Here is a 26,259-nt window from a genome sequence, read left to right as displayed (position 1 = left end):
CCGCGCCGATCCCGTGGCCGAGCGCCCCTCGCGCTTCGAACGCCTACGCCATCTGCGTGAAGCGCCCCTGCTTCCGATACCGCACCAGCCAGTTCGGGGCCACCGCCTGCACCGGCGTCGGCTGGACGCCAAGCGCGGACAGGCCATTGGGCCCGGAAACCACGCTGGGGCGCTGCAGCATCAGATATTGATCATGTGTAATCGGCGCACCGGGCATCCACCCGAACACCTTGCTGAGCGTTCCTGTCAGCGCATCGGGAACCTCCGGCATCGAAATGTCCCGGCCGATCGTGCGCGCGATATAATGCATCAGCTCTCGCATCGTGACGACATCCGGCCCGCCCACTTCATAGGTCTGGCCACCATGTATATCGGGATGCAGCGCAGCCTCTGAAATGCCTGCGGCCAGATCATTGACGTAAACCGGCTGGAACCGGGCGTCCGGGGCAACGATGGGCATGATGGGCGCCACGCGAATCAGGCGGGCAAAACGGTTCAGGAATTCATCCTCCGGCCCGAAGACGATGCTGGGGCGGACAATCGTCGCGTCGGCAAAGGCTTTGCGAACGGCTTCCTCTCCCTCCCCCTTGCTGCGGGCATAGGCGGGTCCATCCTCCAGGCCGGCATCCGCTCCGATTGCACTCACATGGATCATCGATGCGGCACCCGCACCGGCCGCAGCCTCCGCAATTCGCCGGGCGCCCTCGCGGTGCAGAGCCCCGAATTCTTCATCGCTGCCGTCCAGAATGCCCACGAGGTTGATGACGGCGGTTGCGCCCTCACACGCGGTACGCACCTCCTTCTCCGACGACAGCCGCGCCTTTGCATAGCCCAGCTGGCCAAGCGCGGTCAGTGGTTTCAGAAACTGAGCGGTGTGCGGATCGCGCGTAACCGCACGAATGCGCGCGCCCCGCGCGGCAAGCTCCTGCACGACATAGCGGCCGATAAAGCCGGAGGCGCCGAAGACGGTGACCAGGTCGGTCATGGCTGTGGGTCTTCCTTTTCAAGACAGGATGGGACGGGCGTTTGCGGGTCTGCTGTTACAGGCCAGCCCCCACCATTGACAAGCGCGGCGCCTGCCCCTAGCTGCGCCACCTTCGCACCCCCAAGCGGGGACCGCGGGCCCAGATGGCGGAATTGGTAGACGCGCTAGCTTCAGGTGCTAGTGTCCGTATGGACGTGGAGGTTCGAGTCCTCTTCTGGGCACCATTTGTTCTTCTCTCGCTTCCCTATACGCCTTATGGGCCTCAGAGAAATCCGAGGGATCGCTCCGCCTTCTTGTTCATCCGGAAGTATCGTCGACTGCTCGCCTGTCGCGATAGCTAGAGCGATCCGCCGTTATGTTGGAAGTCACGACGCGCGCTGGCAGCGCCCCGCCTGCCGCTATGTTGGGTAGCATTCCGGTTCCAAGCGAACGCAGCGCGCTTTTGGCGTACCCGAATATGGCTGGACGATGTGCGGCGGCCTCGCCCATCCGTGACGACGTGCGAGCGATTCGCATGCGGCACCCATCGTCAATCCCTACGCTGTCCAATTCGGCCGGTGTCGAGGTTGCTGGGCCTGCGTCAACTGTGCTGCGGTCTGGTCAGACTTCTGCTCCTCAACATCCCCAAGCCGCCTAGGCAGATCCTCCAACCCTGCGGCAGGCCTGCTCATATTTCTCGAATACGGCCTGCACATCCCCAAAGCGCAAAAGTGCGAAAGGCGTTTCAAGAGGCTCGTAGCGATGCAGGATCAGCCGCTGATTGTCGCGGATCGTGATCGTCAGCGATTGGTCAAAGCGCGACGCCAATTGTTGCCACGCAAACAGCTCCGCAACATCCTCGGTCGCTGCCGCCGTGGCGTAGAACGAGACGAACGGACTGTTCGCCAGCGATTCGTAATATGCCGGGGCATAACGCAGCGGAATGGGCCGTGCCCGCCGAAACGGATTTTTCGCTGCAAGGCTGGCATCGTGAGGGGATGCAATGGCCCGAAGGTCCTTCCAGACTTTCGACCGGAACGGCCCTGCCGTATCGGCGGTCAAGGCGATGACCTGATCGACGATATGAGTAGCCTCATGCAGCAGGATATAGGTCAGCGCATCGCTTTGCCCGGCGTCGAATTCAACGCTGAAGCCCGAACCGTCATCGGCAAACAGACGGCTCTCCTTGTCGTTCAGGAACTTGGCCAAGCTTTCGTCGAGCAGGCTTGCCCGCAGCGTGATATCGAACTGCATGCTGGCGTCATCAAGCCCGGCCCGGCTCGTCAACGCGCTTCCCGCGCCTGGCTGCAGGTCGAGGAAGCTCAATCGCCGCAGGTGGCGGCGCAGGACGTCGCGGTGCAAGCGGGGCAGCTTTCCCAGGGCCTTTTCGACGAGAATAAGCTCATCCTCGGTAAGATCATGCACCGAAATGGCCGACGCACCCGCGCCAGAGAAAATGTCCATCACGGCCGGGTCTGGTCGGCCAATGCGAGATACGAGCGGCCGGTCGCTTTCCACGCCTGGGGCGGCAAGGCAGACGACCGGTGCCTGGTGCACCGCCATGGGCTGGGCCAGAACGGACGAATTGCCGGTCTGAAATCCCAGCAACAAAGACGCGGCAATCACAAGCGCCTGCTTCACCGAACGACTCCATCGCTGAATGCCGCAACCAGCGAACACCCCAAAGCGGTCGCTAGCCGTTGCCGTTATGATCAGCAGACTGCCGTCGCGGGTCAAGGAAGATCCGCATGGTACGCATAAGCAGCGCTTCCATCGCGTCGCGCCGTTCGGCAGCCACATCACCCTCATAAGCCACGTCTCGCAGCGTCGACACGGACTCGCCGCGAAGATCGGCAACCATGCGTTCCAGCCTGTCGATCCTGTCGTTTGCCACGGCAAGTTCCACCGTCAAAGCCAGAGCGACATTCAACGCGTCCTCCGCCTCTCCACAGGCAAGGCTCTTCGGCCGGTGCCCCCGCGCACTCGCCAGCAGTTCAGAAATTGCGTCCGGGGTCGCGCTGGTCATGCAGCTTTCCTGCCGCTGATCGCGTACCAGCGTACTGCCCCATGGATCGCGGCCAGATCATGCTCTACGACGACGTCGGCCGCGAACCCTGCCTCCGCCATTTCTTCGGCGAGTTGCGCGCCCGCGTAACTGCTCCAGTGCACTTCCCCATTATAGTGCGTGTCCCAATCACGTTCGACGCGGTGCACGTCGCTCGGTTGATTACGAATGTCGACATCCTGGTGGATGACGACGCCACCGGGCCGCAGCGCACGGTGGGCTTCACGAAGCATGGCGCGGCGCTTTTCAGCGCCAATTTCGTGCAGCAAATTGTGCGATACTATCAGGTCGAACGAGCCGTCAGCAAACGACATGCCCGCAGCGTCCATTTGGTGAAAATGCACGGCAACACCCAGGGATTCCGCGCGGGCGTGGGCATAGCGCAGCATCCCTGCACCAATGTCGATCGCATGAACTTCGCAATTCGGCCAGGCATCGGCATAAGCCGCCGAAGCGGCACCCGCAGAGCACCCGATATCGAGCATACGTCGCGGCCGGAAATCATCGAACTTCTGTTCAAGGAGACGCATGACGACGCCCGCCTTGCTGTCGCTGCGGCCGATGCCCTGGCCGAATGAAAAGACGTTCCCTCCAGATTCATAAAGCGCGCCGGCAATGGCATCATCGGGGCCATTGTCGAGCGCGTATCCACCCGGCTGCAAATGTATGTCGACGGCAGCCACCTCTTCCGATGGGTGATAGTCGGCATCAAGTTGCAGGCTGCCCAGCGGCGTTGGATTGGCGAGCGCAGTCGTCGTCGCCTGCTGCATACGTTCCTTGTCGGCGTAAACCGGCGCACCCACGGAAACCCACAGCATTTCCTGCGCCGCGCGGTTGGCGGCACTCCAACGGCGGTAAGACGGCGAAAGATGAAAGGCTGCGAAAATATCCTCTGGTGATTGCGGCTGCCGGCCATTTTGCGTAGCAAATGCCGGCGCGCCTTCCGCAGCATACATCTCCACATTGCGGGGCCGAACCCGCCCGTTCAGCAGGCGCCGCATGGCGACCACCGCATCCTGCCGGCTGCGATCCTCGGTGCTAAAGCGGGGCAGCACCGCGTGGCGTACGTCGCGAACCTTCATTTGGTGACCATCCTTCCCGGCCGCTAGACGGCCTCAACCAGCTCGATCAATTCTTCTGCAGGGCCGACGATCATGCACGACCGGCACCCGCCATACATCCGGGACGACAGGCGCGCCTCGCCCGTGGCCGATAGTGGCAGCCAGCGCTCGATATCCTCCACGATCAATGACACCATGGCGTTGCCGGGCGGCAGGTGCCCCTTTGCGCGCGGCCGTGTGACCGAGACGTGGCCGGGGCCGTTTGGATAACCGTCCAGTTCCACCAGATTGCCACGCTCTCGCATACCTATTGCACTCAATGCGATCGTGTGATCTTGGTCGAGCCCCTGCGCCGCCTGAAGAACCGCAACCTTGCTCTCACGAACAGGGCGCTCTCTCAGGTTGAAATTGTCGACGTACCAGCGAAGCATCGTCGTGAAATCCGCTCCCCCGGCGACGACGATAAAGGTGCGCCCGACAGGCCCCTTGGGCGGCGGCAGGATCGACGTTTCGCGATCGCCCGATTCCATTGTGAAATAAAGGCACTCATTTGCCGGACCTGTCACCTGCATGGCGATAATGGACGGCATGAAATTCAGCGGGCGCGGCGGACCGATGATATGAAAGCCCGATCCCGGTACGGCATCGGCGAGGGATTCAACGTCGTCGACGATAATTTCGAACGCATTCCATCCAAATGTCGTCAATGGACGATAGCCTGGCACCGCAGGTGTCTCGATCAGCCGAAAAAAAACATCCGTTTCGTTCTGCGGAACAAGGAGAGTGTACGCAGCGCCGACCGCGGAGGGTGTGGCCCAGGACCGCGCCGAAGCCTCGTCAATATGCCCCCGCTCCACGACCGACAATTTCAGGAGGCCAGCATAGGCCGCCTCGGCCGCAGCAAGGTCCGGCGCGCCTGTCGTAACGCTGCCGATCCTTAAAAGGTCGGGAAGGCTATCGGTGGTCCAATCGTTCACACCAGTTGCACCTCTCATTCCCAGCGCCCCGACGACAACGTCGCGGCGGTTTTTTAGTGATGCATATAGACTGGCTTTTGTTATATCCTTATGTCAAATAAAATGTGATGTGCGCAGTAAATCGCCTAAAGAAGTTTCGCTCCTTCCTCGGCAGATCCAAGATCGAGCCGAATCTGATATTTATCGGACCGGAAATGCGCGAGCACATGCTGCACCGGCCGCTTCCCGGTATCCAGGACAGTACGGCTGACGCGGAGAATTGGGGAGCCGATTTCAACCTGAAGGGCCGCCGAAAGCGTCGCATCGGCCAGGGTCGCCGAAATCGTCTGGTGTGCCGCGCCAATAGAGGCGCCTGCCTGCTCGATCAGCGTAAGCATTGGTGTGCTGTTGATTTTCTCCTCCGTCATGTCAGCGCCCAGATCGAACGGTATGAAGCTGGTGAAGTGACCGAGCGGAGACTTGTCCTGCCAGCGCACGCGGACAATCTTGAAAATGGGCGTCCCCAGATCGATTTCGAGCGCTTCGTGAATAGGCGCGGGCGCGGGAATTTTCTGGCTGTCCAGCAGCTTAACCTGCGTGCTGCGCCCAAAGCTGAGCAGCGAATCCAGTGCCTGATGTATGTCGCCATGCAACGGCTTCGCCGGCGAACGAAAGATCACCGTTGTACCCACGCGGCGGCGGCGCTCTACAAAGCCGCTGTCGGCCAGTTCATCGAGCGCCCGGCGAGTGGTAATACGCGAAACGCCGAACTGTGCGGAAAGCTCTTCTTCGGTCGGAAGGCGCGATCCAAAGGAACGCTCACCGCTGGTAATCTCCTCGCGAAGCTGAAGAAATATCTGGTGATACAGCGGCACCGCCTGCAGGCGGTCGACTCCGCCGGCCTCTTCCCTTGCTTTGCGCACAATAGTCCTTTCGTCGTTGCGTGGCCCGGCTTCCCACCGATGCTCCGCATTCCGGCGTGTCATCCCCGCCTATGCTTGTCCCACAGCAGGCACCGCCTCGCCTACCCCACAAAGCAGGAGAATCTTCGATGATCACCAAGCCCGTCATAGACCGCAGGGATGCACGAATTCTGATCGAAGCCGCTCTTTCAAAGGCTGAAGCCATGGGACGCCCCGTGTCAGTGGCGATATGCGACTGGGGCGGCCACCCAGTCGCGCTGGAGCGCATGGACGGCGCAGGCTTAATGACCGCGAAAGTTGCAGCCGACAAGGCACGCACGGCGGCCCTGTTGCGCGCGCCGAGTTCCGTGCTGGCAGAACGCGTACCGACAAACCCCGCATTGCTGCGCCTGGAAGAATATTTGCCTATGCCCGGCGGCATTCCCGTCAAGAGCGGCGACCACTGCATTGGCGGCATAGGGATTTCCGGCGGCAGCGACGAGGAAGACGTCGCCATCGCGCAGCACGCGCTAGAGGCGCTCGGCTCCCCCGCCGGATAGGCCATCGAGGATCCGACCAGCTTCGCTCAGTGCATTTCCTCGCCGCCGGAGACGTTCATCGCCTCTCCGGTGATATAGCGCGACTGCTTCGAGCATAGAAACGCGCAGGCATTGGCCGTGTCCTCCACCTCTCCGACGCGGCCAAGCGGAATACGGCCGCGCATTGCGCCCAGATATTCTTCGACGGTCTGACCCCGTGCCTTTGCCATGAATTCATTCTGCCAAGCACCCAGCCCCGTCGTGACGTGGTTCGGACAGACTGCATTCACATTGATTTCGTCGGGCCCCAATTCGATCGCCGCAGAGCGCGTAAGGCCGACAAGCCCGTGTTTGGAGGCAATGTAGGAACTGGTCAAAGCAGAGCCCGATTTCGAACCGCGGCTGCCGACCGAAACGATACGGCCCCGCCCCCAGGAGGGGTCAAAGTCCTGAATCTTCATCTGCCGGACCACGTGCTTCATCGCGAAGAACGCCCCCCGCAGATTGACATTCATGACCGTATCCCAGGCTTCCTGGGTGGCATCGACCAGCGGACCGAACATATATCCGACACCCGCATTGTTGACGAGAATATCGATGCGCCCGAATTTTGCCACGACATGATCGACCATGGCCTTCACCTGCGCCTCTTCGCGCATGTCAGCCTCGTACGTGTCGATGTCCGGATGAATCTGGCGCAGATCCTCGGCCACCTGTTGCAGGTCATCATGTCCCCCGACCCCGTGCGACGGCGCCGTGCTGTCGGCGGCCTTCCCAGCCTTGTTGCCGAGGTCGTGGATGACAAGCTTTACCCCGTCCTCCGCAAGCCGGCGGGCGATGCCTTGCCCAAGGCCCCGCGGCCGCCCTGCGCCGGTGATGAGCGCCACTTTTCCCTGAAGGTCTGCGTAGGTCGTCATAGATTTGATGTCCCGATTTTCATGGCAGTTGCGTAGCCCTCCGCCGTTGCGGAAAGCGCGATGCGCGGCGCACGTGCGTCGCCGATTACGTCGACGCTGAACCCGGCCGCCAAAAGTGGTTCCAGAAGATCGTCATTTGGACGGCGCGCCGTTGCGAAGGTCAGGAAAGAAACATCGCTGATGACATCGCCGGCTCCGCTATAGACATCCCTATAGGCGACTTCGCCATCCTCCAGCGCGGGCGTGGAGACCGGTTTGACAGATGTAACGATCTGGACGCCGGCAGCGTGGAGCCGTTCGTAGATGCCCTGCCGCGAAATTAACGATTCTTCGCCGGCCAGACGTTCACGCGACGTCAGGATGCAAACCTTTTCAAACCGGGACAGCAGAAATTCCGCAGCGTCATAGACAAAGGCGGTTGCATCGTCGTCCCAGATAACCGCTGTGCCTTCGCCCTGCACCTTGTAGGGCAGAAGGTCGGCGACAGCTGTACGTATGTCAGGGACAAGGCCCTCATCCCGCCACTCATCGGGCAGGAAGGATGGCCAGCGCGGCGTCGATCCCGTTGCCAGAATGACATGATCCGGCTGCAATTCCGTGATCCCGGCAAAGTCCACGCTTTCGCCCAGATGCAATGTCACCCCGTGGCGCTGTGCAGCCAAAAGCTGATAATCATAGATGGAACTGTACCCTTCGCCTCCGGGCAGCACCGCATGTAGCCGTGTCTTTCCGCCGACAGCGTCAGAGGCGCCGAACAGGTGCACCTCATGGCCGCGCGCGGCGGCGACCCACGCTGCCTCCAGCCCGGCAATGCCCGCGCCGACGACCACGACCCGGCGCTGCGTCTCAGCGCGTGCAGGTGCCCAATCCGCCTCATCAGCCGCGCCCACGCGGGGATTGTTGTCGCAGCGCAAGCCGCGCCCCGAGGTGATCATGTGCCAGCACGTATTGCAGCTTACGCAATAGCGTATCTGTGCTTCGCGGCCAGTCTCCGCCTTTCGTGCCCATGCGGCATCGGTCACGAGGGGCCGCGCCAGCATGATAAGGTCGGCATCCCCCTCATCCAGCAAACGCTCGGCTTCGTTCGGATCGGTGATCAGACCCAGCGCGCCCAGCGGCACGCCCGGTGCGAAATTACGGCCCAGGCGGGAAATTTGTGCCGTATAAGGTGTTCGCGGGCCATGATTGTCGGGCAGGTGCCGGTAAAGACTGGGCGAATGACTGCCCCAGCAATATGTCAGATAGTCCATGTTGCCGGCAGCGTGCAGTGTCGCGGTAATCTGCTCCGCCTCCGCAAGGCCAACGCCTTCCTCACAGAAGTCCTCGGCGGGCAATTTCAGCCCGATGAGGAATTCACCGCCGCACTCTGCGCGGATGGCCGACATCAACTCCGTTAACAGCCGGGTTCGGTTTTCCAGACTGCCGCCATATTCATCGTCACGATGGTTGGACCGTGCTGCTAGAAACTGGTGAAACAGATGACCGTGCCCGGCGGAAATTTCGGCGCCGGCAAAGCCAGCTTCCTGCAGCATGGCGCAGGACTGGGCGAACTCGCCAATCATGGCGCGTACCTCGCCGGCAGACATCGCGCGCGGCACTGTGCCCGACAGGTCGTCGGGCAGAGCCGATGCGCCCCGCGCCTCCAGATTACGATAGCCCGCGCGGAATCCGCGGCCATTATCCTGAACCTGGCCGAGCATCAGGCCGCCGGCCCCGGCCACCTCTTCCGCCCATTGTCTCAGCATGGCGGTATTGATGCCGGACAGGATGGCGGGGCGCGTCGGCAGATTTTGCGTCGACAGCATCGCCATCGGTTCGCTGACCAGCAGCGACGCCCCGCCCTTCGCACGATTGACATAATAAGCGATCAGCCGATCGGTGATCCGGCCATTGATGGCATAATGGGTGGATGTAGACGCATGGACCACCCTGTTCGGCAGGGTATGGGACCCCAGACGAATGGGGGAAAACAGGTGCGGATACGCCGTCAAGCCTCGGGCTCGTGCAAGCGGATGACCCGGCGCAGAAATGCGCGAACCCAGTCGGACCGCGCCTTCTCCACCTCTGCCGAGGGAGAGTATTTCTCCACCTCCTTAGCCGAGAGGATACCCCGATCTTCCAGAAGGCGTTCCAGCGTATCGACCCGCTCCCGAAGCGCTGCGGTCTCCGCCATGTGCTCCAAGAGGTAGGTCATCAGGTCGTCGATGGCGGGATCGTCGTAAAAGCTCGAACGCTTCCCCTTGGCGGTGCGTGGCAAGCGGATCCGCGCAGGTTCGTCGTCACTCATGAAGCGTTCTCGCTCGTAAATGTCTTGGGTCCAACCCGGTGCAGATCACGGAACGCCCGTCATCTGCACCGGCACAAGTTAGAACTCGTAGCGCGCGCGTGCCATCCAAGTGCCTGGATTGCTGAGGTACGGATAGATCAGGAAGGATGTCCGATAAACCTTATCGAAGCAATTATTGCACTCGATCCCGATCGACCAACCCTCATCCGTGCGGAAATTCAGTCCGGCGTTGAATATGCTGTAGCCTGGCTGGAAGCCACGGGGGTCGTTGGACGTTGAGATCCATGTATCGCTGACATAATTCCAGGCGACGGAAGGCGTCAGCGTAAAACCATTGCCGATATCCGCGACATAATTGGCACCAAGGGTTGACGTGAACTCCGGCGCACGCGTCGGGGTGGCCACATCCCCGTCAGGGGTAATAATGCCGGCGTTACAGTTGTTTGCGGTAATTCCGTCGCGACAGTTTTGCTGCTGCTCCAGAGTAATGTCGTTGATCCCCTGGAACGAGGCTTTCTGATATCCACCGTTCCAGAACACATTAAGGCCATCGATGGGGTTCAGATTGACTTCGGCCTCAATGCCGTAATTCTCCATATCAGCAACATTGCGGGTCAGATACGTGATGATCCCGGTGAGCGGGTTCAGGCCACCACCTGGCAGCTGCTGGTTGTAATCCACGAAGTAAAAGCCAGTCAAATTAAGGCGCAGCATACGGTCGAACAGTTCTGATCGAACCCCGCCTTCGTAAGACCAGATTGTTTCCTGGCGGAATTCTTCCGCTCCTTCCGCGAAATAAGCGCGCGCATTCCATCCGCCCGATTTGAACCCGCGCGTTGCAGAGGCGAATGCCATTACATCATCGCTAAATTCATACTGGATTGCAAAGCGCGGCGTCCACTCTTTCGCGTTCAGCTCCACTGGAATTCCAGCATTAATGACGTCCTGGGTGTCGAACGGCTGATTGATCGCCGAGGATCGGGGCAGCGGACTATCGTTCGGCTCAAAGCCGATTGTCTTGTGCTCGTCAGTGTATCGAACACCGGCCGTCAGTGTCAGACGATCGGTGGCATGAAAGTCGCCTTGCAGGTACCCCGCATATGCTTCGGTATCGTTCGACACGATGCGGTCGCCGCTGACTGAGGCACCGGCGACTCCCGAGAGCGGCAGCGTGATGTTTGCGAAGTTGGTCTCGTTGGTTTCATTGATGTAGTAAATGCCGCCGACATAATCGATCATGCCGTCCAGAGCTTCGCCGGTAACCTTGATCTCTTGGCTGAACTGCTCGTGCCAACTGTCGCTCGGCAATGGCGTGGAAAATCCGCGTGTCGATGATACGTAATCAATGCCATCAAGCACGAGGGAAGCGCTACTCACACCGGCGAAACTGTCGGTGAGAAACTCCTGATATAGATGACGATAGCCAGTAATGAAGTTGATCGTCGCATTGTCGAGAGCCACTTCGAAGTTCGAAGAAACCGAGTAGCTCTCTGCAGTGTTTCCTAGCTTATTGTCTGCAAGCTGTTCAGAAACGAGGTCGCTGCCAATAGCTTCATCTTTACTAAGGGGCGTGAAGCTGATGCGCTGGTCCGTATCTTCATCGTAGAAGTGCGGAAAGTTCGCTATCGAAGATTTGACATAATCGCCCGCGAGATCCCAGGTAACATCGTTACTGATAAGCGCGCGAACAGCGCCCCGCAGACCCCAGCTGTTTTCCCCGTTCAGCTTTTCCCCGGTGACGAGATTGTCGACATATCCGTCCGCGCGAACATGGTAGCCGGAGATCTTCGTCAGCAGCGTGTCGCTGACGGGAAGATCCACGGACCCACGAAGCTGGACCCTGTCATAACGGCCATAGCCGGCCTCGGCATAGCCAGAAACCTCATTGCCCGGCTTGCGCAGGATCACGTTGATCGCACCGCCGGTCGTGTTGCGACCGAAGAGCGTACCCTGGGGTCCGCGTAAAACCTCGATCCGCTCAATGTCGAAGAACGAGAAGTTGTTGGCGCCCTGGCGTGAAATGTAGATGTCATCGACATACGTACCGACCGGAGGATCGAACGTCGCGATCGATTCCGTATTGGCAAGCCCACGCAGGGAATATGCGTTCGCCGTGCCGACGGACGTATTATTATGCCCGATCAGGTTAGGAACATAGGCGACGAGGTCGAGGGTGTTGTTGACCTGCCTGGTCGCGAGCTCCTCCGCGCTAAATGCCGAAACTGCGATCGGCACGTCCTGCAGGCTTTCGGATCGGCGCTGCGCCGTCACGATGATGGTACCAGGCGCGAGATCGTCATCGTCCGCTACATCCAGAGCGGCCCCGGAGGGCGCCGACCCGGTGTCCTGCGCAGCGCTGTTCGGCACGGCCGCTGCCTGCTGTGCCAGCGCGGACGTTGAAGCCAGAAGTGCAAAGCATGCGGCACTGATCGAGACTGTCTTGGTCATGAGATTTCTCCCCCCTAATCTGAGCGCGCGGCATCGCGCCGGCCGTAAAATTGATCGAAACCCTCACTTTTAATTACCCTATTGGTATATCATTAATACAATTTGTCCAGAGGCGATCGACCATTTTGACCGCTTCACATGCCGCCTTTAATTCCTATTGATTTTGAAGGCATTACCCGACGCTCGATAAGGTTAACCGGCGTTTTGTGTTGCAATCGCGTCACAGAAAGATCGCACTGGGACCATCCACTCTTCCGTACGATCCGTAACCATTCCCGGTCCACCGGGCAGCTCGGAAAAGCCCCAGTCGGGACGAGCCGCCCGCAGACGCATGGCTGAGGCAAAGACCGCATCCCGGCGGCTGCCGATCAGAAGCGCCGGGCACTTGATCGCGTCAATGTCCGCCTGGAAGTCGTAAAGTGGTATCACCTTGTGTCCGTATTCTTTCCAGGGACCATGCATAAAGTAGGTAATGACGGCGATATGTACGGTTTCGTCGCTCCAGTCGGGGTCGCCGACCTCCCGCACCCAGCGCCAACGGGCCGCAATATGTGCGCCGTCCGGGGCAATCGACTGATCGTCGGGGAATTTTCCGATCCGGGCCGCTCGGTCGGCTGCCGACATGAAGGGCACGTTGTCGAGGATAAGAGCAGCAGCCAGTTCCGGACGAGTGGCTGCCAACCTTCCTGCAACAAGGCCGCCGCCTCGATGCCCAAGAAGAAGGCAAGGCCCGGAAACCAGAGCGTCAATCACCGCCGCCGCCGAGGCGGCGTAAGCCTCGATAGAGGGGGTCGCGCACGGATCGGACATTCCATGACCGGGCAGGTCGATTGCGATCGCGCGGTACCCGGCTTTCGCCAGAGCAGGCATTGCGTGTCGGAAGGCGATTGAAGACCAGGGCGCCATGTGAATGAGAAGGATGTCGGCTCCTTCGCCCTGCATCCGGTAATGGATCTGGCCGTTGGGGCCATCGACATAGCCGCGTCGCTCTCCAGGCTGCGCGGTAAGGATCGGCAGGCTCATGCGCGCATGGCCCGCTTGGCCAGTTGCGTGCCCAGCAACCTGCCAAAGGTCATTGCGGGGGTGACCATCATCCCGCCGCACGCTGCCTTGCCCATCGTCTGGCTGGACCCGAGAATCTCTCCGGCTGCATAGAGATTGCCAACGGCCGAGCCGTCGCGGCGCACAACACGAAGGTCGCCGTCGACCGCCAGGCCCACCGTGCTGGAGATGGAACTGGCCTGCATGCGGATAGCATGGAACGGGCCTTCCTCGATTGGGCGGGGCATGTGCTGCCGACCAAAAAAGTCGTTCCCCGTGAGGACGCCATAATTGTAGCCGGCGACTGATGCCTCAAGCCCGGCGGCATCGATTCCGCACCGCGCGGCAAGGTCGGCCAATGTCTCTGCGGTCAGGAATGCGGGGCCGCCTCTGTCGAATGCCGCCAGCATTTCTGCCGAGGACCAGCCGACCACCATCGGGGGCGCCTCGATCAGCGTCGCGTGATCGCAAATGATCCAGTATCGGCGGTGCGGCTGGAGCGACAGCGCCATTTCGCGCGCGTCGACGCTGGGCACGTCCTCCCGTACGAAGCGCTGGCCGCGCTCGTTTACATAGATTTCCCAAGGGGGGCGGCGTTCGGGGAAATGCTCGATCCGTCCCGTCGCACGCGCGGGAAACTCGTCCGTGTCGAACAGGGTGCCAAAATTACAGAACAGGTTTTCGTCGCCGCGTGCAAAGCCTCCTACGGCCTCCCCCAGCCGCAAGCCGCCGCCGCGTGAACCGTGCCACGGGGCGGCATTATATTGCGGCGCGCCGTTCAGACGCTGGAACATGTCCGCATTCGCGGCATAGCCGCCGCAGGCAAGGATGACCGCAGCGGCTTTTACCTCAACCTCTTCTCCACCGGGCAGGGCGAGCGCTGCGCCCGTCACATCGCCATGTGCATCAGTTAACAGGCGTGTGACCGACGTCTCCAGGGCAAGCGTCAGCGCGCCCTCCGCTGCAAGCTGTTCCACAATAGGTACAACGGCATCCTTGATGCTGATGCCGCCCTCCTCTCCCCAATAATAGCGCGGCTCCCGGTATGGCTCATGACCAAAACCCGTCACGGGATGATCCTGCATGGGAACGAAACCTTCATCCACCAGCCAGTCGAATGTCGCCGCTGCGTTGTCGACGGCCAGCCGAACGATATCGGGGTTCGCGGTGCCGCGGCTGATGCGCATCACATCGTCAAAATGAAGATCGGCTGAATCGGCGATGCCCCGCTCCTTCTGGAGGCGGGTGCCCGCTGCGCTCATCTGACCGGTGGCAACCCACAAGGACCCCCCCAGAACGTCCGTATGTTCGACGAGCAGCACGCGCGCACCGCCGCGGGCGGCGAATATCGCCGCCGGCAGCCCCGCCGAACCCCCTCCGACGATAAGCACGTCGTAACCGCTATCCGGGTCCAATTCCGCCAAGCCGTCCTCCCACCATCAGCCACCAAAGGTATTATTCTTATATCAAAACATCTATGGTCACGAGAAGCAAGCTTCACGCATCAAATAAGGGGAACAGGTCCCGTGCACGAAACAATCAATCGCACATTGGCGGCACTATCGCTGTTAGGCGTGTTGGCCATGCCGGCACATGCCGAGACCCCGGCCGTCGCCGGCTGTCCCGCAGAAGGTGAACCGCGCACGGAGTGGCGCGGCATAAGCAGCTTGCAGGGCGGCAAAGGCTATGCCGACACGCCCATGGGGCAAGTGCATTACCGACTTGTGGGCCCCGAGGACGGCCGCGTCATCGTATTGCTACACCAGACACCATGGTCGATGATCCAGTTTGCCGACATACAGGCTTGCCTTGCCGCGCAGGGCGTTCGCTCCCTTGCCATAGACACGCCAGGGTACGGGATGTCCGATCGACCGCCCGGCGAACCCTCGCTTGCGGAATATGCAGACAATATTCTGCCGGTACTGGACACCGTCGGTATTGATCGCGCTGTGTTTGCAGGCCACCATACCGGCGCAGGCATCGCTGTTGCATTTGCCGCGGCGCATCCGACCCGGACCGGCGGGCTGCTGCTGCACGGCATACCCCTCTACTCTGAAGAAGAGCGCAGAACGCGACTCGCAAAGGACCATAGTCGCCGCGAATTATCGACCGACGGCAGCCATTTTTCGGATTATTTCGCGTCGATCCGCGACTATATCGGCGGCGCCCCCGGCACGGCGGTAACGGCCACTTGGTCGACCATCGCCTGGTATTTGGCCGGAGAAGCCGACATTGCGCACAATGCCGTCTTCACGGCGCCCACAGAAACGGCACTAAGGGCAGTAACGGCGCCTGTGCTGATCCTGTCGGATGAACAGGATTCCCTGGCCGCAAACGACAGACGCGCAGCGACGCTGCAGCCGTCCTTTCGTTTTCAGCAGTTTTCGGATGGATATTCGCACTCGCTGATGCTCGATCCTGCACGCTGGGCGCGCATCGCGGCGGAGTTCAGCGCAGAAATTGCCGCGGCGTCCCCCTGATCTAAACAGCCCTGCTATCGCGCGGTAGCGGGCGCGGCGACCGCATTGGGCATTTCCGCCGGGTCCTTCGTCGACACGGCGATCTCCTCAACCAGAGCGCCGTAATGCTTCTGCCCAAAATACATAATGATAAGCGTCGGCACCCCGATCGAGATGACGAAGCCGCTCAACACCGCCCCGATCATCGCCGGGTTCCCGGTCCAGTCCGTGACAGCGCCAATGATAGGCGGTCCCAAAAGCGGGCCGATCAGCGTGATGATTGTATTGAAAATCGCCACGGCCCGGCTTCGCATTTCGCCCGGCGTTATAAGCTGCAGCGCCGCAGGACCGCCGGCAGTCGCTGCAGACTTCCCGATAAAGGCGAGGAACATCAGCACCAGCGCCATCTCTGCCATCGGCATGATGGGGTAAAGCGCACTGGCAGGAATGGTGATACACAGGCCCAGCATCAGCGTACGAAAGGCTCCGAGTTCCGTACCGCGCCCCAGGCCCTTGCTGGCCCACAGCGCCAGCGCCGTACCCAATGGGCCAGCGGTAAAATAAAAGATGCCCGTCACCGCCCCGATGGCAAGCACATCCCAGCCCCAGACACGCTCGAACAGCGGTACGTTCCAAAGCGTCAGCGTGCTCATCGCGAAATTACAGGTCGACCCCAGAATGAGGATGCCAAAGCCTTTCCATCGCGCCGCCATGAAGCGCATCGCGCTCTTCGAATCTTTCTGTTCGGGTCCGGTCGACACCAGCAAGTCCCGGCGCGGGGGCTCCTTCACGGTCAGCATCAACAGGATGAACAACAGGCCGGGTGCACCGACCAGAAGGAATGTCATCTGCCACGGCGCAAATGTGCCCACCGAAGGAATGGTGACGTCGCCGATATCCTGGAGGTACGCCACGAGCGCGCCGCCAACCAGAAAGGCGAGGCCGGCGCCCAGATAGGGACCCGCCATGTAAAGACTGATCGCTCTCGACCGTTCCTCACGCCGGAAATAATCGCTGATGATCGATACCGAACAGGGGCTGACAACCGCCTCACCCAGGCCCAGGCCCAAGCGGAGCATCAAAAGCGGCAGGAAGCTCATGGCGAAGCCGCTCATCGTGGTCATCGTACACCAAATCGCGATGCCGGCAATCAGCAGCCATTTTCGGCTCGTCCTGTCAGCCAGCAATCCCAGCGGAATCGCTACCAGCACATGAAACGCGGAGAAGGCCGGGCCGAGCAGAAGCCCGATCTGGAAATCGCTGAGCCCCATCGCCTGCTTTAGCGGGTCCACGACCAGCGACAGAATGAATCGGTCGAAATAGGAGAGGATGAATACCAGAAGCAGCAAAAAGACGACGTACCAGCGATAAACCGGACTTTTGGTATTCATCATGATCCACCCTTTGGGCCAGCTTGGCCATCGGCATTGATTGACCCACGGGGGCCGGCGTCAGCCCTTGCTGCCGAAAACATACCAGCCGCCCTTGCCATGCCGGGGACGCCCCGGCTCATCCCAGTCAAAGGCAGCGGTGCGGTCCGGAAAGGCGCCGGGATCCGGCAGAATGGTGGCGAAACAGTCGTCCCTGTCGAACCCTGCCTCCTCGCAAAGCGCGATAGGGTCCTGTGCTCGGAAGGCTGTGTAGAACGGCTCGTTATTATGTTCGGTGTCCCAGTTCCAAAAGAAGTCCTCCCATGGCCCTACCAGGCCTGTGGCAGGCAGTTCCTGATGCACCATGATGCCCCCCGGCTTCAGCAGGCGGCGGCACTCGGCAAGAACACGCCGAGTGGATTTGACGGGGATCTCGTGGAAAAAGAAACTCGACACGATCAGATCGAAGGACTGGTCGGGAAAATCCATCGCTTCCGCATTCATCTGGGCGAAGTTGACCGGCGCGCCCAGATGGCTGGCAATCGCATGACCATATCGGAGCAGCGGTGCCGCAACATCGATGCCGTGCGCTTCCACTCCGGGAAACGCCTCCAGATAGGGAATGAGGTTCTTGCCGGACGAGGTGCCGATGTCGAGCATCCGGGCCGGCGCAAAATCCGGGCGTTCATGCTTCAGCCAGCGGCTTATGACCCGGGCAACCCCGCCCCAGCTGCGAAAAGCCATGCTGGCGGTGAAAACGCGAGACCCCAGGCTGACGACGGCGCCCTGCGCGACATCCTCTTCGCCCCATTCGGTGTGAAAACAGCCCGGAGTCAGGTGCACATCGAGGGCATCGAGATAGCGCGGCATTTCAAGCGATGGGTCCAGCCGCAGACTACCGCCGCCCGGATTGGCGTCCGCCGCCTGTCGGGCCAACGCCGTCATGCGGGGCAACACACGTTCCACCCCGTCCTGCACGGACTGAAAACACATTTCCTGAGCGTTGTAGCGAAGTGAACTGTAGAGGCGGTACGTCGGCTGCGAAGCCATGACCGCTTCGATACCGCGGGCGTCGTTTGGCCGTTCCGTCCGTTGATCGAGCGCCGGTGCGATCCGGTCATGATAGTCGTGATCGACAGCCTCGGCCAAATCCTGAATGGCATAGCGCCGCAGCGCGCTGGCAAAGCGCTGCCGCCCGCGTTCCTCGACGGTAAAATCGGCGAGTGATTCGATGTCGGCGATGACGTCATCGCGCTGCGATGCAGAAGCGGATCCAGTCAAGACAATCTCCTCCGGCTCCGTCGGGCGTCAGCGTATCCACCCACGCTCTGGCCCCGACCTTCGCAAACAATGTTGCACTTTCATTGGGCATAAATATATAACAAATGAAGTGCAAGGGAGCAATTCGGAGGGGACGCGCACTTTGACCACATCTGGCGAAAGGATCGTGATCGTGGGTGCCGGGCCGGTCGGCCTCGTGGCGGCGCGCCTGCTCAGTGATGCGGGACTGGAAGTGGTCGTTCTGGAGCGTATGGAGGCGCTGCCAGACGATTTACGCGCGTCCACCTTCCACCCACCGACACTCGACATGCTCGCACCGCTGGGGGTGACCGAACTGCTCCTTCAGCGCGGCCTGATCTGCCGGGATTGGCAAATACGCCTGCACACGACCGGCGACCGCGTGCTATTTGAACTTTCCGCGATCGCAGATGATACAGACCACCCGTTTAGATTGCAGTGCACTCAGGCTGTTCTTTGCGAAATTGTGCTCGCTCAATTACGTCAGGCAGGAGCTGACGTTCGCTTTGGCCATGAGGTAATCGCCGTGTCACAGGACGCGGACACGGCATTTGTGAAGACGCGGGACGCCAATGGCGAAGAAACGGTCTTCGAAGGGCGTTATGTGGTCGGCGCCGACGGCGCCCGCAGCGTGGTTCGGAAAACGATGGCAGTCTCTTTCGACGGCGCGACCTATCCCGAAACCACGATTCTGGCGGCGACCCGCTTCCCGTTTCACGAAGCACTGCAGGACCTCTCCAACGTCAATTACGTCTGGAAAGACGGCGGCACATTCAGCCTGCTGCGCTTGCCGGATCTCTGGCGCTGCAGCCTGCACCTGGATGCAGGCGAATCGGTAGAGCACGCTCTGCGGCCAGAGGTTGTTGCCCGCAAGCTCGATGAAATCGCGCCGGGCGCAGGTGCGTTTGGCGTGGACGAAATGCGGCCCTACCGCATCCATCGCCGCATTGCCGGTGACTATCGATGCGGCCGCCTGCTCCTTGCGGGTGACGCCGCCCATTTGAACTCGCCATCGGGCGGCATGGGCATGAATGGTGGCATCCACGACGCCTTTGAACTCGTTGCCGCACTCAGGGAAATCTTCGCGGGCGGCGGAGACGACCTTCTCGATCGCTACTGCCGGCGCCGCAAACCCGTCGCGGAAGCGGAGATTCTTGCGCAATCTGACCACAACCGCGCGCGCATGCAGGAGAGGGACCCGTCACGACGCCGGGAGATATTGGCCCAGCTGCAAGATATTGCGGCCGATCCCGAACGAGCGCGCGAGCATCTGCTGCGATCCTCCATGATAACGGGCCTGCGCAAGGCGGCCACCGTTTCGTGACCCAGCTACATGGCGGATATGATTATGGCCGCGCGGGAATGGTTGCCATTGCCACGCCGCAAGCGAACCCGACTGTAGAGGCGGAGATGCGCATTCTGCTGCCGCCGGCGATGCTGCCCGTGACGGTCCGGCTGAACAGCAATGCCGCCTCCCCGCAGGAAAGATTGCGGGCTTACCTTCTCAATCTGCCCGAAACGGCGAAGCGCTTCGACACGCTACAGCCGCTGGCGCTGGGCTTTGCCTGCACCGGCTCCTCCTATCTCGTCAGCGACAGCGAAGAGCAGAAAGCGCTCGAGGAGGTCGAGGCGCAATGCGGTTTTCCAGTCATTACCGCAGCCGCGGCCATCAGCACCAAACTTAGAAGCCTAGGAGCGCAGCGCATTGCCCTTGCTTCCCCCTATCCTGCACCGCTCGCCGAGGCGGCGCGCACCTATTGGGAGCGGCAAGGCTTTAACGTCGCCGCCGTTCAATCGATCGCCATCGCGGGCGATGATACGCGTGCGATCTACGCGCTCGGCTCCGAAGACGCGCGCGCCGCTGTGGACACGCTGTCATCTCAGGCGGTCGATGCCGTCCTGCTTAGCGGCACCGGCCTGCCATCGCTTCGATTGCTTGCCGAAGAACGCACGGGCGCTGTGCTGTTGTCGTCCAATCAATGCCTGGCGGAGCGGCTTATCGCCCTGTCGCCGGGCGCATCTGTGGATGAAGGCTGGAAAACGCGCCTCGCCGCCGCCACGAAAATCACAGGATCGGAACAGCCATGAGACAATCTGACGATGTCTGTGCGAGCGCCATCATGGATGCCGGCGAGGTGAAAGGCAGCGGTCCGCCGGTATCGGTGATCGACCCTGCCACCGAAGAAACCATTGCCTGCATACCTTCGGCAGAGGCCGATCTGGTCGATCGCGCTGTTCAGTCGGCACGATCCGCCTTCGAACGCGGCGAATGGAGCAGGATGGAAGCCGAGGAGCGGCAGGCCGTGCTCCGCGCCTGCGCCGACGCAATCGAGGCGGACGCGGACGGGATTGCCGATATTGAATGCGCGAATACCGGCATCCCTTACAGCCAGGTCCGCGGGCGACAGGTGGCGCGAGCGGCAAACAATTTCCGTTTCTTTGCAGATTATATCGGCCAGATGGCGGGCGAACTGTACGAGCAGAAGCAAGAATATCTTACCTTCGTCCGGCGCGAGCCGATTGGCGTGGCCGGCCTGATTTCACCGTGGAATTCCCCGATTTCCCTGGGGTCGATGAAAATCGCCTCGGCTATCGCCTTTGGAAACAGCTGCGTCATCAAACCGGCAGAGCAGGCACCGCTCGGGCTGATGAGGCTTGTGCGCGCAGTGAATAATGCCGGCCTGCCCGCGGGGGTGGTGAACCTTGTCAACGGTCTGGGTTCTGTAACGGGGGACGCGCTGGTCCGGCATCCAGGTGTCGATGTGGTATCGTTCACCGGCGGCACACAGACGGGCAAGCATATCATGTCGGTTGCAGGGGCGATGTTGAAGCCGTGCATAATGGAGCTTGGCGGGAAGTCAGCGAATATCGTCTTCGACGACGCCGACATCGAACAAGCCGTGGATGGCGCGCTGATCGGCATCTTCGCAAATAATGGCCAGCAATGCTTGGCTGGCGCGCGCATTCTGGTGCAGCGGGGAATTGCCGACAGATTCATCGCGGATTTGGCAGCGCGCGCACGAAAGGTCGTCGTGGGCGATCCACGCGATCCGAAGACAGAGATCGGCCCGCTTGCCACCAAGTCGCATTACGAACATGTGATGAGCTTTCTTCCAGCCCAGGGAGAGGCCGGCCTGAAGGTATTGGCCGGGGGCGGGCGCGCGGACGGCTTTGAGAAGGGTTATTATTTCAGCCCAACGCTGGTCCTGACCGACACAAACAATAATCGTCTGTGCCAGGAGGAGATTTTCGGACCGTTCGCTTCGTTGCAGATATTCGACACGAAGGAAGAAGCTTTCGATATCGCCAACCAGTCGAGGTTCGGCCTGGTCAGCTATATCTGGTCGCAAAATATCGACACGGTGATGGCCGGCCAGCAGGCAATCAATGCAGGCACGATCTGGTGCAACACGCCGATGATGCGGGATCTGCACGCACCGTTTGGCGGTCGCGGCGATTCGGGCGTCGGCGCGGAGGGAGGCAGTGCCGCTGAAGCGTTTTACACCCGGCAAAAGACTGTCAGCATCCCGCGCCGGCCGCTTACCCTTCACAAATTGGGAGCATAGTAATGGACCGCCTGGAATCCGAACTGAGCGCATGGCTGGACGATTATTTCGAAGCCTGGAACCGCTATGATGTCAAAAGCATGCGGGCGCTATGGGACGAGGATGAACCTGCCGTCACCTATCTGGCAGAGGAGTGCGAACCGTTTCATGGCTGGGATGCGGTCCTGTCCTACTGGAATGTCGACCGGTCCGCATCCGAACGGCTGCTATCCTGGCATTCCCTGCATGCCGCCAAAGCGGCACCCGATGTCGCCATCGCATTTTTCCACGTTAATTGGAGCACCTACATCCCCGGAAACCGGCTCTATCCGAAGCCCTTCGGCGGGCCAGTTCGTATCACTATCGTGCTACGCCAGAAGGCGGGGGAATGGCGCGCCATCCACTATGCCGAGTCACCCGAAGCGTCATTGATCCAGTTGCGGCGGGCGCATGAGGACGCCGTCGATCCAAGGCTTCATGAACGTCTCGCCGCGAAGGGCGTCCGATACTAAGCCGTTTGCGACGACCACGCGCCAGTGGCGCCCATCCCGAGGGTGGGCGCCACTGATTTTCTGTTAATGCCGGAAATGACGCATCCCGGTGAACGCCATGGCGAGATCGCGCTCATCGGCGGCGGCGATCACTTCCTCGTCGCGGATCGATCCCCCCGGCTGGATAATTGCCGTCGCTCCGGCCTCTGCCGCTGCGATCAGGCCATCGGCGAAGGGAAAGAATGCGTCGGAGGCAACCGCGCTGCCAATCGTTCTGGATTCCGCCCAGCCAGCCGCCTCCGCCGCGTCGCGCGCCTTCCACGCGGCGATGCGGGCCGAATCAAGGCGGCTCATCTGACCTGCACCGATGCCCGCCGTGGCGCCGTCCTTCGCATAGACGATGGCGTTTGATTTGACGTGTTTCGCAACCCGCCAGGCAAAGGCCATGTCTGCCATCTCTGCGAGCGTCGGCGCGCGTTTTGACACCACCTGCATCTCTTCTGCCAATTGACCATCGTCGCGCGACTGGACGAGATAACCGCCATTGATGCTCTTTAATGTCAGCCCGCCACGGGTGGGGTTAGGCAGCTCGCCGGTCAGGAGCAGCCGCAAATTCTTCTTTTCCGCGAAAATGGCGCGCGCCGCCTCATCCGCATCGGGGGCGATCACCACCTCTGTAAAGATGTTGGTGATGGCGCGGGCAGCCGCCTCGTCGAGGGGGCGGTTCGCGGCGATGATACCGCCGAACGCAGACACCGGATCGCACGCAAGCGCCGCCGCATAGGCGGCGGCAAGGTCCTCCGCCCCGGCAACACCGCAGGGATTGGCGTGCTTTATGATGGCGATCGTGGGCTGCGACCCGACAAATTCGCTGATCAATTCCAGCGCACCCTCGGCATCGTTCAGATTATTATAGCTGAGCGCCTTGCCCTGAACCTGCTCCGCCTGACCGACGCCGTTTCCGTGCGGGCCCATGGGCATGTAGATGGCTGCCGCCTGATGCGGGTTTTCGCCATAGCGCAGTTCCGTCGCTCCGCGTTTCAAGGAAAGGGTCAGCATGTCGGGGAACTGCTCGCCCTGATCGGAGAAGGCGAACCAGGATGCGATCGCGCTGTCATAGCTGGCGGTGGCGGCAAAAGCCTTTGCCGCCAGTTTCTTGCGCGTGGCGAGGCGGGTACCGCCGCCCTCGATTTCCGCTGCAATCGCATCATAGTCCGCGGGATCGGTTACGATGGCAACCGCAGCGTGGTTCTTTGCCGCCGAGCGCACCATCGACGGGCCGCCAATATCGATATTCTCTATGATTTCGTCCCGCTGCGCCCCCCGCGCAACCGTTTCGGCAAATGGGTAGAGATTGACGACAACGAGGTCGATCGGTGCAATGCCATGTTCGGCCATCGATGCTTCATGCTCGCTATTGCCGCGCACACCCAACAGGCCGCCATGCACTAGCGGATGCAGCGTCTTTACGCGTCCATCCATCATTTCGGGGAAACCGGTGACGTCGCTGACATCGGCGACCTTTAGTCCCGCATCGCGCAAAGCCTTGGCCGTGCCGCCCGTCGAAATCAGCTCGACGCCGGCAGCGACGAGTTTGCGGCCAAACGCGGCAAGGCCATCCTTGTCCGACACGGAAAGGAGTGCACGCCGCACGGGCAGCTGATCGATCATTCTATCTCACCTTGTTGAAGCGCCAGCGGAGAGTCGCCCCGTCGGCGGAGGTTTCGCCGGTCACGACCAGTTGCCGCGACGGCTTTGCGCGGCCCTCCTCGTCGATCCACAGGCTGGCGTCTACCGTCAGATTACCGGCAGACACCTTCAATTGCCACATCTTGCCCTGCGCCGTCTTCACAACGGCGCCGCGACCGTCGGCGGTAGGGGCAACATCCGTTCCGGGAACCAAGTGGAACCGCAGCGCGAAGGGATATTCCTGCCGCCCCTTCCGCTGAACAGGCTCCAGCCGATCCTCCCCGCGTAGGTCCGTCCCCCCCGCCGCCAGAAACAGGCGGCGTCCGTGCATCAGACCGAGACGCTTACGATAGCCGTCGTGCGTCATGTCAAGCCACTGGCCCTCTTCGCTTTCGCGTCGTGACACCTCCACCGTGTCGACGCCGGAACCAAGGGGTTCGCCGTCGCGCAACTCGCTCTGATTGATGTCATCCACGGTCAGTGTCGAATGCGCCGCCGTCGTCCGCACAGCCTGCGTCAGACGCGGATCGCGCGGAGCGCCGCCGACATTCGTGACGATCCGCTCCTCACCATCGGAAAATTCAAAGGCGAGCGCGCCGGCATGGCCGTGGTCGTTAATGTCGGAATCGGGCGGTGGCGCCGCATCCACGGTCACGACCGTGCGCCCGCTTTCCAGGCGCTGGAGGCCGGATTCTGCACCTGCGCCAAGACCCCGCGCCGCCCTGCCCGGCCAGGCAAGATAATGGTCGATCAGGGCAGGCGCATAATTGTCCCCGCCGTGCATGGCGCTTAGCCGGCCGTCGCCCAGTCGTGCCGCGCGCAGGCCCGCGCGGGCACGGCTGTCGGCTCCCTGCTGCGCCTCGGGCCACTCCTCTCCGCGGGCTTCGTAGGCCGTGCGCAGGACATGCAGCCACTCCATCACCGCCATCAGATCGGCGGGCGCGCGGCTGGACGGCAAACCGTGTTGCAGGACGACGGATCCAAGGGCGCCGTCCAGCAGGGTCTCCGCCTGGGCGAGACGCTTTTCATTACGTTCCAACAGCAGGCCGGCAATGACGAGACCGCTGGCAGCCACGATGCGTGGCAAGCCGGGGGGCGCCTTTGCCATGTTGCGCTCCGCATGGGTTGCCGCGCGGACGTAATGACTGAGAACCGCAGAGCGATAGTCGGTGTCGTTCGTGCCGAGAATATAGGGTGCGTAAAGTGCCCAGAAGGCCAGCCGCGCGCCGATGCGGTCGGCGCGCCAGGCGTCGGCGTCAGGGTCACCATGCGCAGCCAGCCAGCCGGAAATTATCGGTCGCACGAATTCCCCACCGCGGTCCGGCGGCAGAACCCCCGCCATGTCGCGCAGCCAGTAGAATCCATGCACATGGGTGCGGAATCGGTCCGAGGCGCCCGCCATCGTCCAGTCGGCGCCGCGCAGGTAAAGCGTTTCCCCAGCGAGCGTAATCTCGCCACGCGTCAATGCCCGCCCACGCGCCCGGTCGCCCTCTATCGGATCCGCAACGGTCGTGCGGAAGCGTACCGGAACCCGGCGGCGAAACCCCAATAGTTCCGCGAGGCTCACCCGCGCAAAGCTGCGATATTGGCCGCGTACCGGTCCGGCCCACCCCGGAAGGTTGCCGTGCCGGCGACCAGCACATCAGCGCCCGCAGAGCGCGCCAGACGCGAAGTTTCCGCATCAATGCCGCCATCCACCTCCAGGTCGATGGACTTCCCCGTCGCGTCGATACGCTTACGGATCGCCTCGATCTTGTTAAGCTGCGAATGGATGAAGCTTTGGCCGCCGAAGCCCGGATTGACGCTCATCACCAAAATCAGGTCGAGATCGTCTATCACATGGTCGAGTATGTCGAGCGGCGTTGCGGGGTTCAGGACGAGCCCGGCGCGCTTTCCCAGGGACGCGATGGTCTGGATGGTTCGATGAAGGTGCGGGCCCGATTCGGGATGCACGCTCAATATGTCGGCACCAGCCTCCGCAAAGGCTTCCAGATAGTTGTCCACCGGCGCAATCATCAAATGAACGTCGAACGGCTTTTGCGTATGCGGGCGCAACGCCTTCACGACCGCCGGCCCGATGGTGATGTTCGGTACGAAATGCCCGTCCATCACGTCCACATGGATATAATCCGCGCCCGCAGCGTCGATGGCGCGCACCTCCTCTCCCAAATTTGCAAAGTCGGCGGACAGGATGGACGGTGCGATGCGAATGTCGTTCATACCCTC

The 26,259-nt window shown here is 61.3% G+C and carries 23 protein-coding genes and 1 tRNA gene; 7 read left to right on the top strand and 17 right to left on the bottom strand.

Annotation, left to right across the window (positions count from 1 at the left end; translation table 11 throughout):
• Nucleotides 1–43: 43 nt before the first annotated feature.
• The gene (locus ACSMXM_RS13450) at nt 44–985 is read right to left on the bottom strand and encodes a complex I NDUFA9 subunit family protein (RefSeq protein WP_460316863.1); all 942 of its coding nucleotides are present in this window, start codon (nt 983–985) and stop codon (nt 44–46) included.
• Between the two features lie 137 nt (nt 986–1,122).
• On the opposite strand from ACSMXM_RS13450, the gene ACSMXM_RS13445 reads away from it, so the two are divergent.
• Nucleotides 1,123–1,209: transfer RNA gene (locus ACSMXM_RS13445), tRNA-Leu, on the top strand.
• A 409-nt stretch (nt 1,210–1,618) separates the two neighbouring features.
• Here ACSMXM_RS13445 and ACSMXM_RS13440 read toward each other — a convergent pair.
• The 5 genes from ACSMXM_RS13440 to ACSMXM_RS13420 form a co-directional block, all read right to left on the bottom strand.
• Entirely contained in the window at nt 1,619–2,605 is a 987-nt protein-coding gene (locus ACSMXM_RS13440) for a hypothetical protein (RefSeq protein WP_460316860.1), read from the bottom strand.
• Nucleotides 2,606–2,657: 52 nt separating this feature from the next.
• Nucleotides 2,658–2,990: a hypothetical protein gene (locus tag ACSMXM_RS13435; RefSeq protein WP_460316858.1), complete on the bottom strand. Its 333-nt coding sequence runs from the start codon at nt 2,988–2,990 to the stop codon at nt 2,658–2,660.
• A complete protein-coding gene (locus tag ACSMXM_RS13430) occupies nt 2,987–4,111 on the bottom strand; it encodes a class I SAM-dependent methyltransferase (RefSeq protein ID WP_460316856.1) in 1,125 nt (374 codons plus the stop codon). The genes ACSMXM_RS13435 and ACSMXM_RS13430 overlap by 4 nt, the downstream gene beginning before the upstream one ends.
• Nucleotides 4,112–4,134: 23 nt before the next feature.
• Nucleotides 4,135–5,085, bottom strand: coding sequence for a hypothetical protein (locus tag ACSMXM_RS13425; RefSeq protein ID WP_460316854.1), 951 nt, complete (start codon nt 5,083–5,085; stop codon nt 4,135–4,137).
• A gap of 107 nt (nt 5,086–5,192) precedes the next feature.
• Complete coding sequence (locus ACSMXM_RS13420; protein ID WP_460316852.1) at nt 5,193–5,969, bottom strand: GntR family transcriptional regulator; 777 nt, start codon at nt 5,967–5,969, stop codon at nt 5,193–5,195.
• 128 nt (nt 5,970–6,097) lie between these two features.
• Between ACSMXM_RS13420 and ACSMXM_RS13415 the strand changes: the two genes are divergently transcribed.
• Entirely contained in the window at nt 6,098–6,508 is a 411-nt protein-coding gene (locus tag ACSMXM_RS13415; RefSeq protein WP_460316851.1) for a GlcG/HbpS family heme-binding protein, read from the top strand.
• Between the two features lie 26 nt (nt 6,509–6,534).
• Here the strand turns inward: ACSMXM_RS13415 and ACSMXM_RS13410 are convergent, their stop codons facing one another.
• The 6 genes from ACSMXM_RS13410 to ACSMXM_RS13385 all read right to left on the bottom strand — a co-directional run bounded on the left by ACSMXM_RS13410 (nt 6,535) and on the right by ACSMXM_RS13385 (nt 14,604).
• The gene (locus tag ACSMXM_RS13410; RefSeq protein WP_460316850.1) at nt 6,535–7,404 is read right to left on the bottom strand and encodes an SDR family NAD(P)-dependent oxidoreductase; all 870 of its coding nucleotides are present in this window, start codon (nt 7,402–7,404) and stop codon (nt 6,535–6,537) included.
• A complete protein-coding gene (locus ACSMXM_RS13405) occupies nt 7,401–9,395 on the bottom strand; it encodes an oxidoreductase (protein ID WP_460316848.1) in 1,995 nt (664 codons plus the stop codon). Before ACSMXM_RS13405 ends, ACSMXM_RS13410 begins: the two co-directional genes overlap by 4 nt.
• Nucleotides 9,392–9,691 (bottom strand): hypothetical protein, encoded by a 300-nt coding sequence (locus ACSMXM_RS13400; RefSeq protein ID WP_460316847.1) that lies wholly within the window; start codon nt 9,689–9,691, stop codon nt 9,392–9,394. Before ACSMXM_RS13400 ends, ACSMXM_RS13405 begins: the two co-directional genes overlap by 4 nt.
• A gap of 78 nt (nt 9,692–9,769) precedes the next feature.
• Complete coding sequence (locus ACSMXM_RS13395; RefSeq protein ID WP_460316846.1) at nt 9,770–12,058, bottom strand: TonB-dependent receptor; 2,289 nt, start codon at nt 12,056–12,058, stop codon at nt 9,770–9,772.
• A gap of 273 nt (nt 12,059–12,331) precedes the next feature.
• Nucleotides 12,332–13,162, bottom strand: coding sequence for an alpha/beta fold hydrolase (locus ACSMXM_RS13390; RefSeq protein ID WP_460316844.1), 831 nt, complete (start codon nt 13,160–13,162; stop codon nt 12,332–12,334).
• Entirely contained in the window at nt 13,159–14,604 is a 1,446-nt protein-coding gene (locus tag ACSMXM_RS13385; protein ID WP_460316843.1) for an FAD-dependent oxidoreductase, read from the bottom strand. The genes ACSMXM_RS13390 and ACSMXM_RS13385 overlap by 4 nt, the downstream gene beginning before the upstream one ends.
• A gap of 102 nt (nt 14,605–14,706) precedes the next feature.
• Here ACSMXM_RS13385 and ACSMXM_RS13380 point away from each other — a divergent pair, with 102 nt between their 5' ends.
• Nucleotides 14,707–15,660: an alpha/beta fold hydrolase gene (locus ACSMXM_RS13380; RefSeq protein ID WP_460316842.1), complete on the top strand. Its 954-nt coding sequence runs from the start codon at nt 14,707–14,709 to the stop codon at nt 15,658–15,660.
• A gap of 14 nt (nt 15,661–15,674) precedes the next feature.
• Here the strand turns inward: ACSMXM_RS13380 and ACSMXM_RS13375 are convergent, their stop codons facing one another.
• Both ACSMXM_RS13375 and ACSMXM_RS13370 read right to left on the bottom strand, forming a co-directional pair.
• Nucleotides 15,675–17,033, bottom strand: a complete 1,359-nt coding sequence (locus ACSMXM_RS13375) for an MFS transporter (protein ID WP_460316841.1) — start codon at nt 17,031–17,033, stop codon at nt 15,675–15,677.
• 57 nt (nt 17,034–17,090) lie between these two features.
• A complete protein-coding gene (locus ACSMXM_RS13370) occupies nt 17,091–18,290 on the bottom strand; it encodes a class I SAM-dependent methyltransferase (protein WP_460316840.1) in 1,200 nt (399 codons plus the stop codon).
• Nucleotides 18,291–18,432: 142 nt separating this feature from the next.
• On the opposite strand from ACSMXM_RS13370, the gene ACSMXM_RS13365 reads away from it, so the two are divergent.
• From ACSMXM_RS13365 to ACSMXM_RS13350, 4 genes are read left to right on the top strand one after another with little or no spacing between them, the layout of a single operon-like run.
• Complete coding sequence (locus tag ACSMXM_RS13365; protein WP_460316839.1) at nt 18,433–19,632, top strand: FAD-dependent oxidoreductase; 1,200 nt, start codon at nt 18,433–18,435, stop codon at nt 19,630–19,632.
• Nucleotides 19,629–20,396 carry a maleate cis-trans isomerase family protein gene (locus ACSMXM_RS13360; RefSeq protein ID WP_460316837.1) on the top strand — a complete coding sequence of 256 codons (768 nt, stop codon included), beginning with the start codon at nt 19,629–19,631 and terminating at the stop codon, nt 20,394–20,396. Before ACSMXM_RS13365 ends, ACSMXM_RS13360 begins: the two co-directional genes overlap by 4 nt.
• A complete protein-coding gene (locus ACSMXM_RS13355) occupies nt 20,393–21,874 on the top strand; it encodes an aldehyde dehydrogenase (protein WP_460316836.1) in 1,482 nt (493 codons plus the stop codon). The genes ACSMXM_RS13360 and ACSMXM_RS13355 overlap by 4 nt, the downstream gene beginning before the upstream one ends.
• Nucleotides 21,875–21,876: 2 nt before the next feature.
• Nucleotides 21,877–22,365, top strand: a complete 489-nt coding sequence (locus tag ACSMXM_RS13350; RefSeq protein ID WP_460316835.1) for a YybH family protein — start codon at nt 21,877–21,879, stop codon at nt 22,363–22,365.
• Nucleotides 22,366–22,428: 63 nt separating this feature from the next.
• Here the strand turns inward: ACSMXM_RS13350 and purH are convergent, their stop codons facing one another.
• From purH to rpe, 3 genes are read right to left on the bottom strand one after another with little or no spacing between them, the layout of a single operon-like run.
• Nucleotides 22,429–24,015, bottom strand: a complete 1,587-nt coding sequence (gene purH, locus ACSMXM_RS13345; protein WP_460316834.1) for a bifunctional phosphoribosylaminoimidazolecarboxamide formyltransferase/IMP cyclohydrolase — start codon at nt 24,013–24,015, stop codon at nt 22,429–22,431.
• Between the two features lies 1 nt (nt 24,016).
• Nucleotides 24,017–25,600: a heparinase II/III family protein gene (locus ACSMXM_RS13340; RefSeq protein ID WP_460316833.1), complete on the bottom strand. Its 1,584-nt coding sequence runs from the start codon at nt 25,598–25,600 to the stop codon at nt 24,017–24,019.
• Nucleotides 25,597–26,253 carry a ribulose-phosphate 3-epimerase gene (rpe, locus tag ACSMXM_RS13335; protein WP_460316831.1) on the bottom strand — a complete coding sequence of 219 codons (657 nt, stop codon included), beginning with the start codon at nt 26,251–26,253 and terminating at the stop codon, nt 25,597–25,599. Before rpe ends, ACSMXM_RS13340 begins: the two co-directional genes overlap by 4 nt.
• Between the last annotated feature and the right edge of the window lie 6 nt (nt 26,254–26,259).

It is taken from the genome of Pacificimonas sp. ICDLI1SI03 (assembly GCF_054740865.1).
This window is presented reverse-complemented; position numbering and strand designations above follow the sequence as displayed.

What these genes read in the sequence shown, in the direction of transcription:
- ACSMXM_RS13375 (WP_460316841.1), bottom strand. Translation starts at nt 17,033, where the DNA reads ATGATGAATACCAAAAGTCCGGTTTATCGCTGGTACGTCGTCTTTTTG.
- ACSMXM_RS13425 (WP_460316854.1), bottom strand. Translation starts at nt 5,085, where the DNA reads ATGAGAGGTGCAACTGGTGTGAACGATTGGACCACCGATAGCCTTCCC.
- ACSMXM_RS13400 (WP_460316847.1), bottom strand. Translation starts at nt 9,691, where the DNA reads ATGAGTGACGACGAACCTGCGCGGATCCGCTTGCCACGCACCGCCAAG.
- ACSMXM_RS13390 (WP_460316844.1), bottom strand. Translation starts at nt 13,162, where the DNA reads ATGAGCCTGCCGATCCTTACCGCGCAGCCTGGAGAGCGACGCGGCTAT.
- purH (WP_460316834.1), bottom strand. Translation starts at nt 24,015, where the DNA reads ATGATCGATCAGCTGCCCGTGCGGCGTGCACTCCTTTCCGTGTCGGAC.
- ACSMXM_RS13415 (WP_460316851.1), top strand. Translation starts at nt 6,098, where the DNA reads ATGATCACCAAGCCCGTCATAGACCGCAGGGATGCACGAATTCTGATC.
- ACSMXM_RS13435 (WP_460316858.1), bottom strand. Translation starts at nt 2,990, where the DNA reads ATGACCAGCGCGACCCCGGACGCAATTTCTGAACTGCTGGCGAGTGCG.
- ACSMXM_RS13410 (WP_460316850.1), bottom strand. Translation starts at nt 7,404, where the DNA reads ATGACGACCTACGCAGACCTTCAGGGAAAAGTGGCGCTCATCACCGGC.
- ACSMXM_RS13430 (WP_460316856.1), bottom strand. Translation starts at nt 4,111, where the DNA reads ATGAAGGTTCGCGACGTACGCCACGCGGTGCTGCCCCGCTTTAGCACC.
- rpe (WP_460316831.1), bottom strand. Translation starts at nt 26,253, where the DNA reads ATGAACGACATTCGCATCGCACCGTCCATCCTGTCCGCCGACTTTGCA.
- ACSMXM_RS13355 (WP_460316836.1), top strand. Translation starts at nt 20,393, where the DNA reads ATGAGACAATCTGACGATGTCTGTGCGAGCGCCATCATGGATGCCGGC.
- ACSMXM_RS13350 (WP_460316835.1), top strand. Translation starts at nt 21,877, where the DNA reads ATGGACCGCCTGGAATCCGAACTGAGCGCATGGCTGGACGATTATTTC.
- ACSMXM_RS13450 (WP_460316863.1), bottom strand. Translation starts at nt 985, where the DNA reads ATGACCGACCTGGTCACCGTCTTCGGCGCCTCCGGCTTTATCGGCCGC.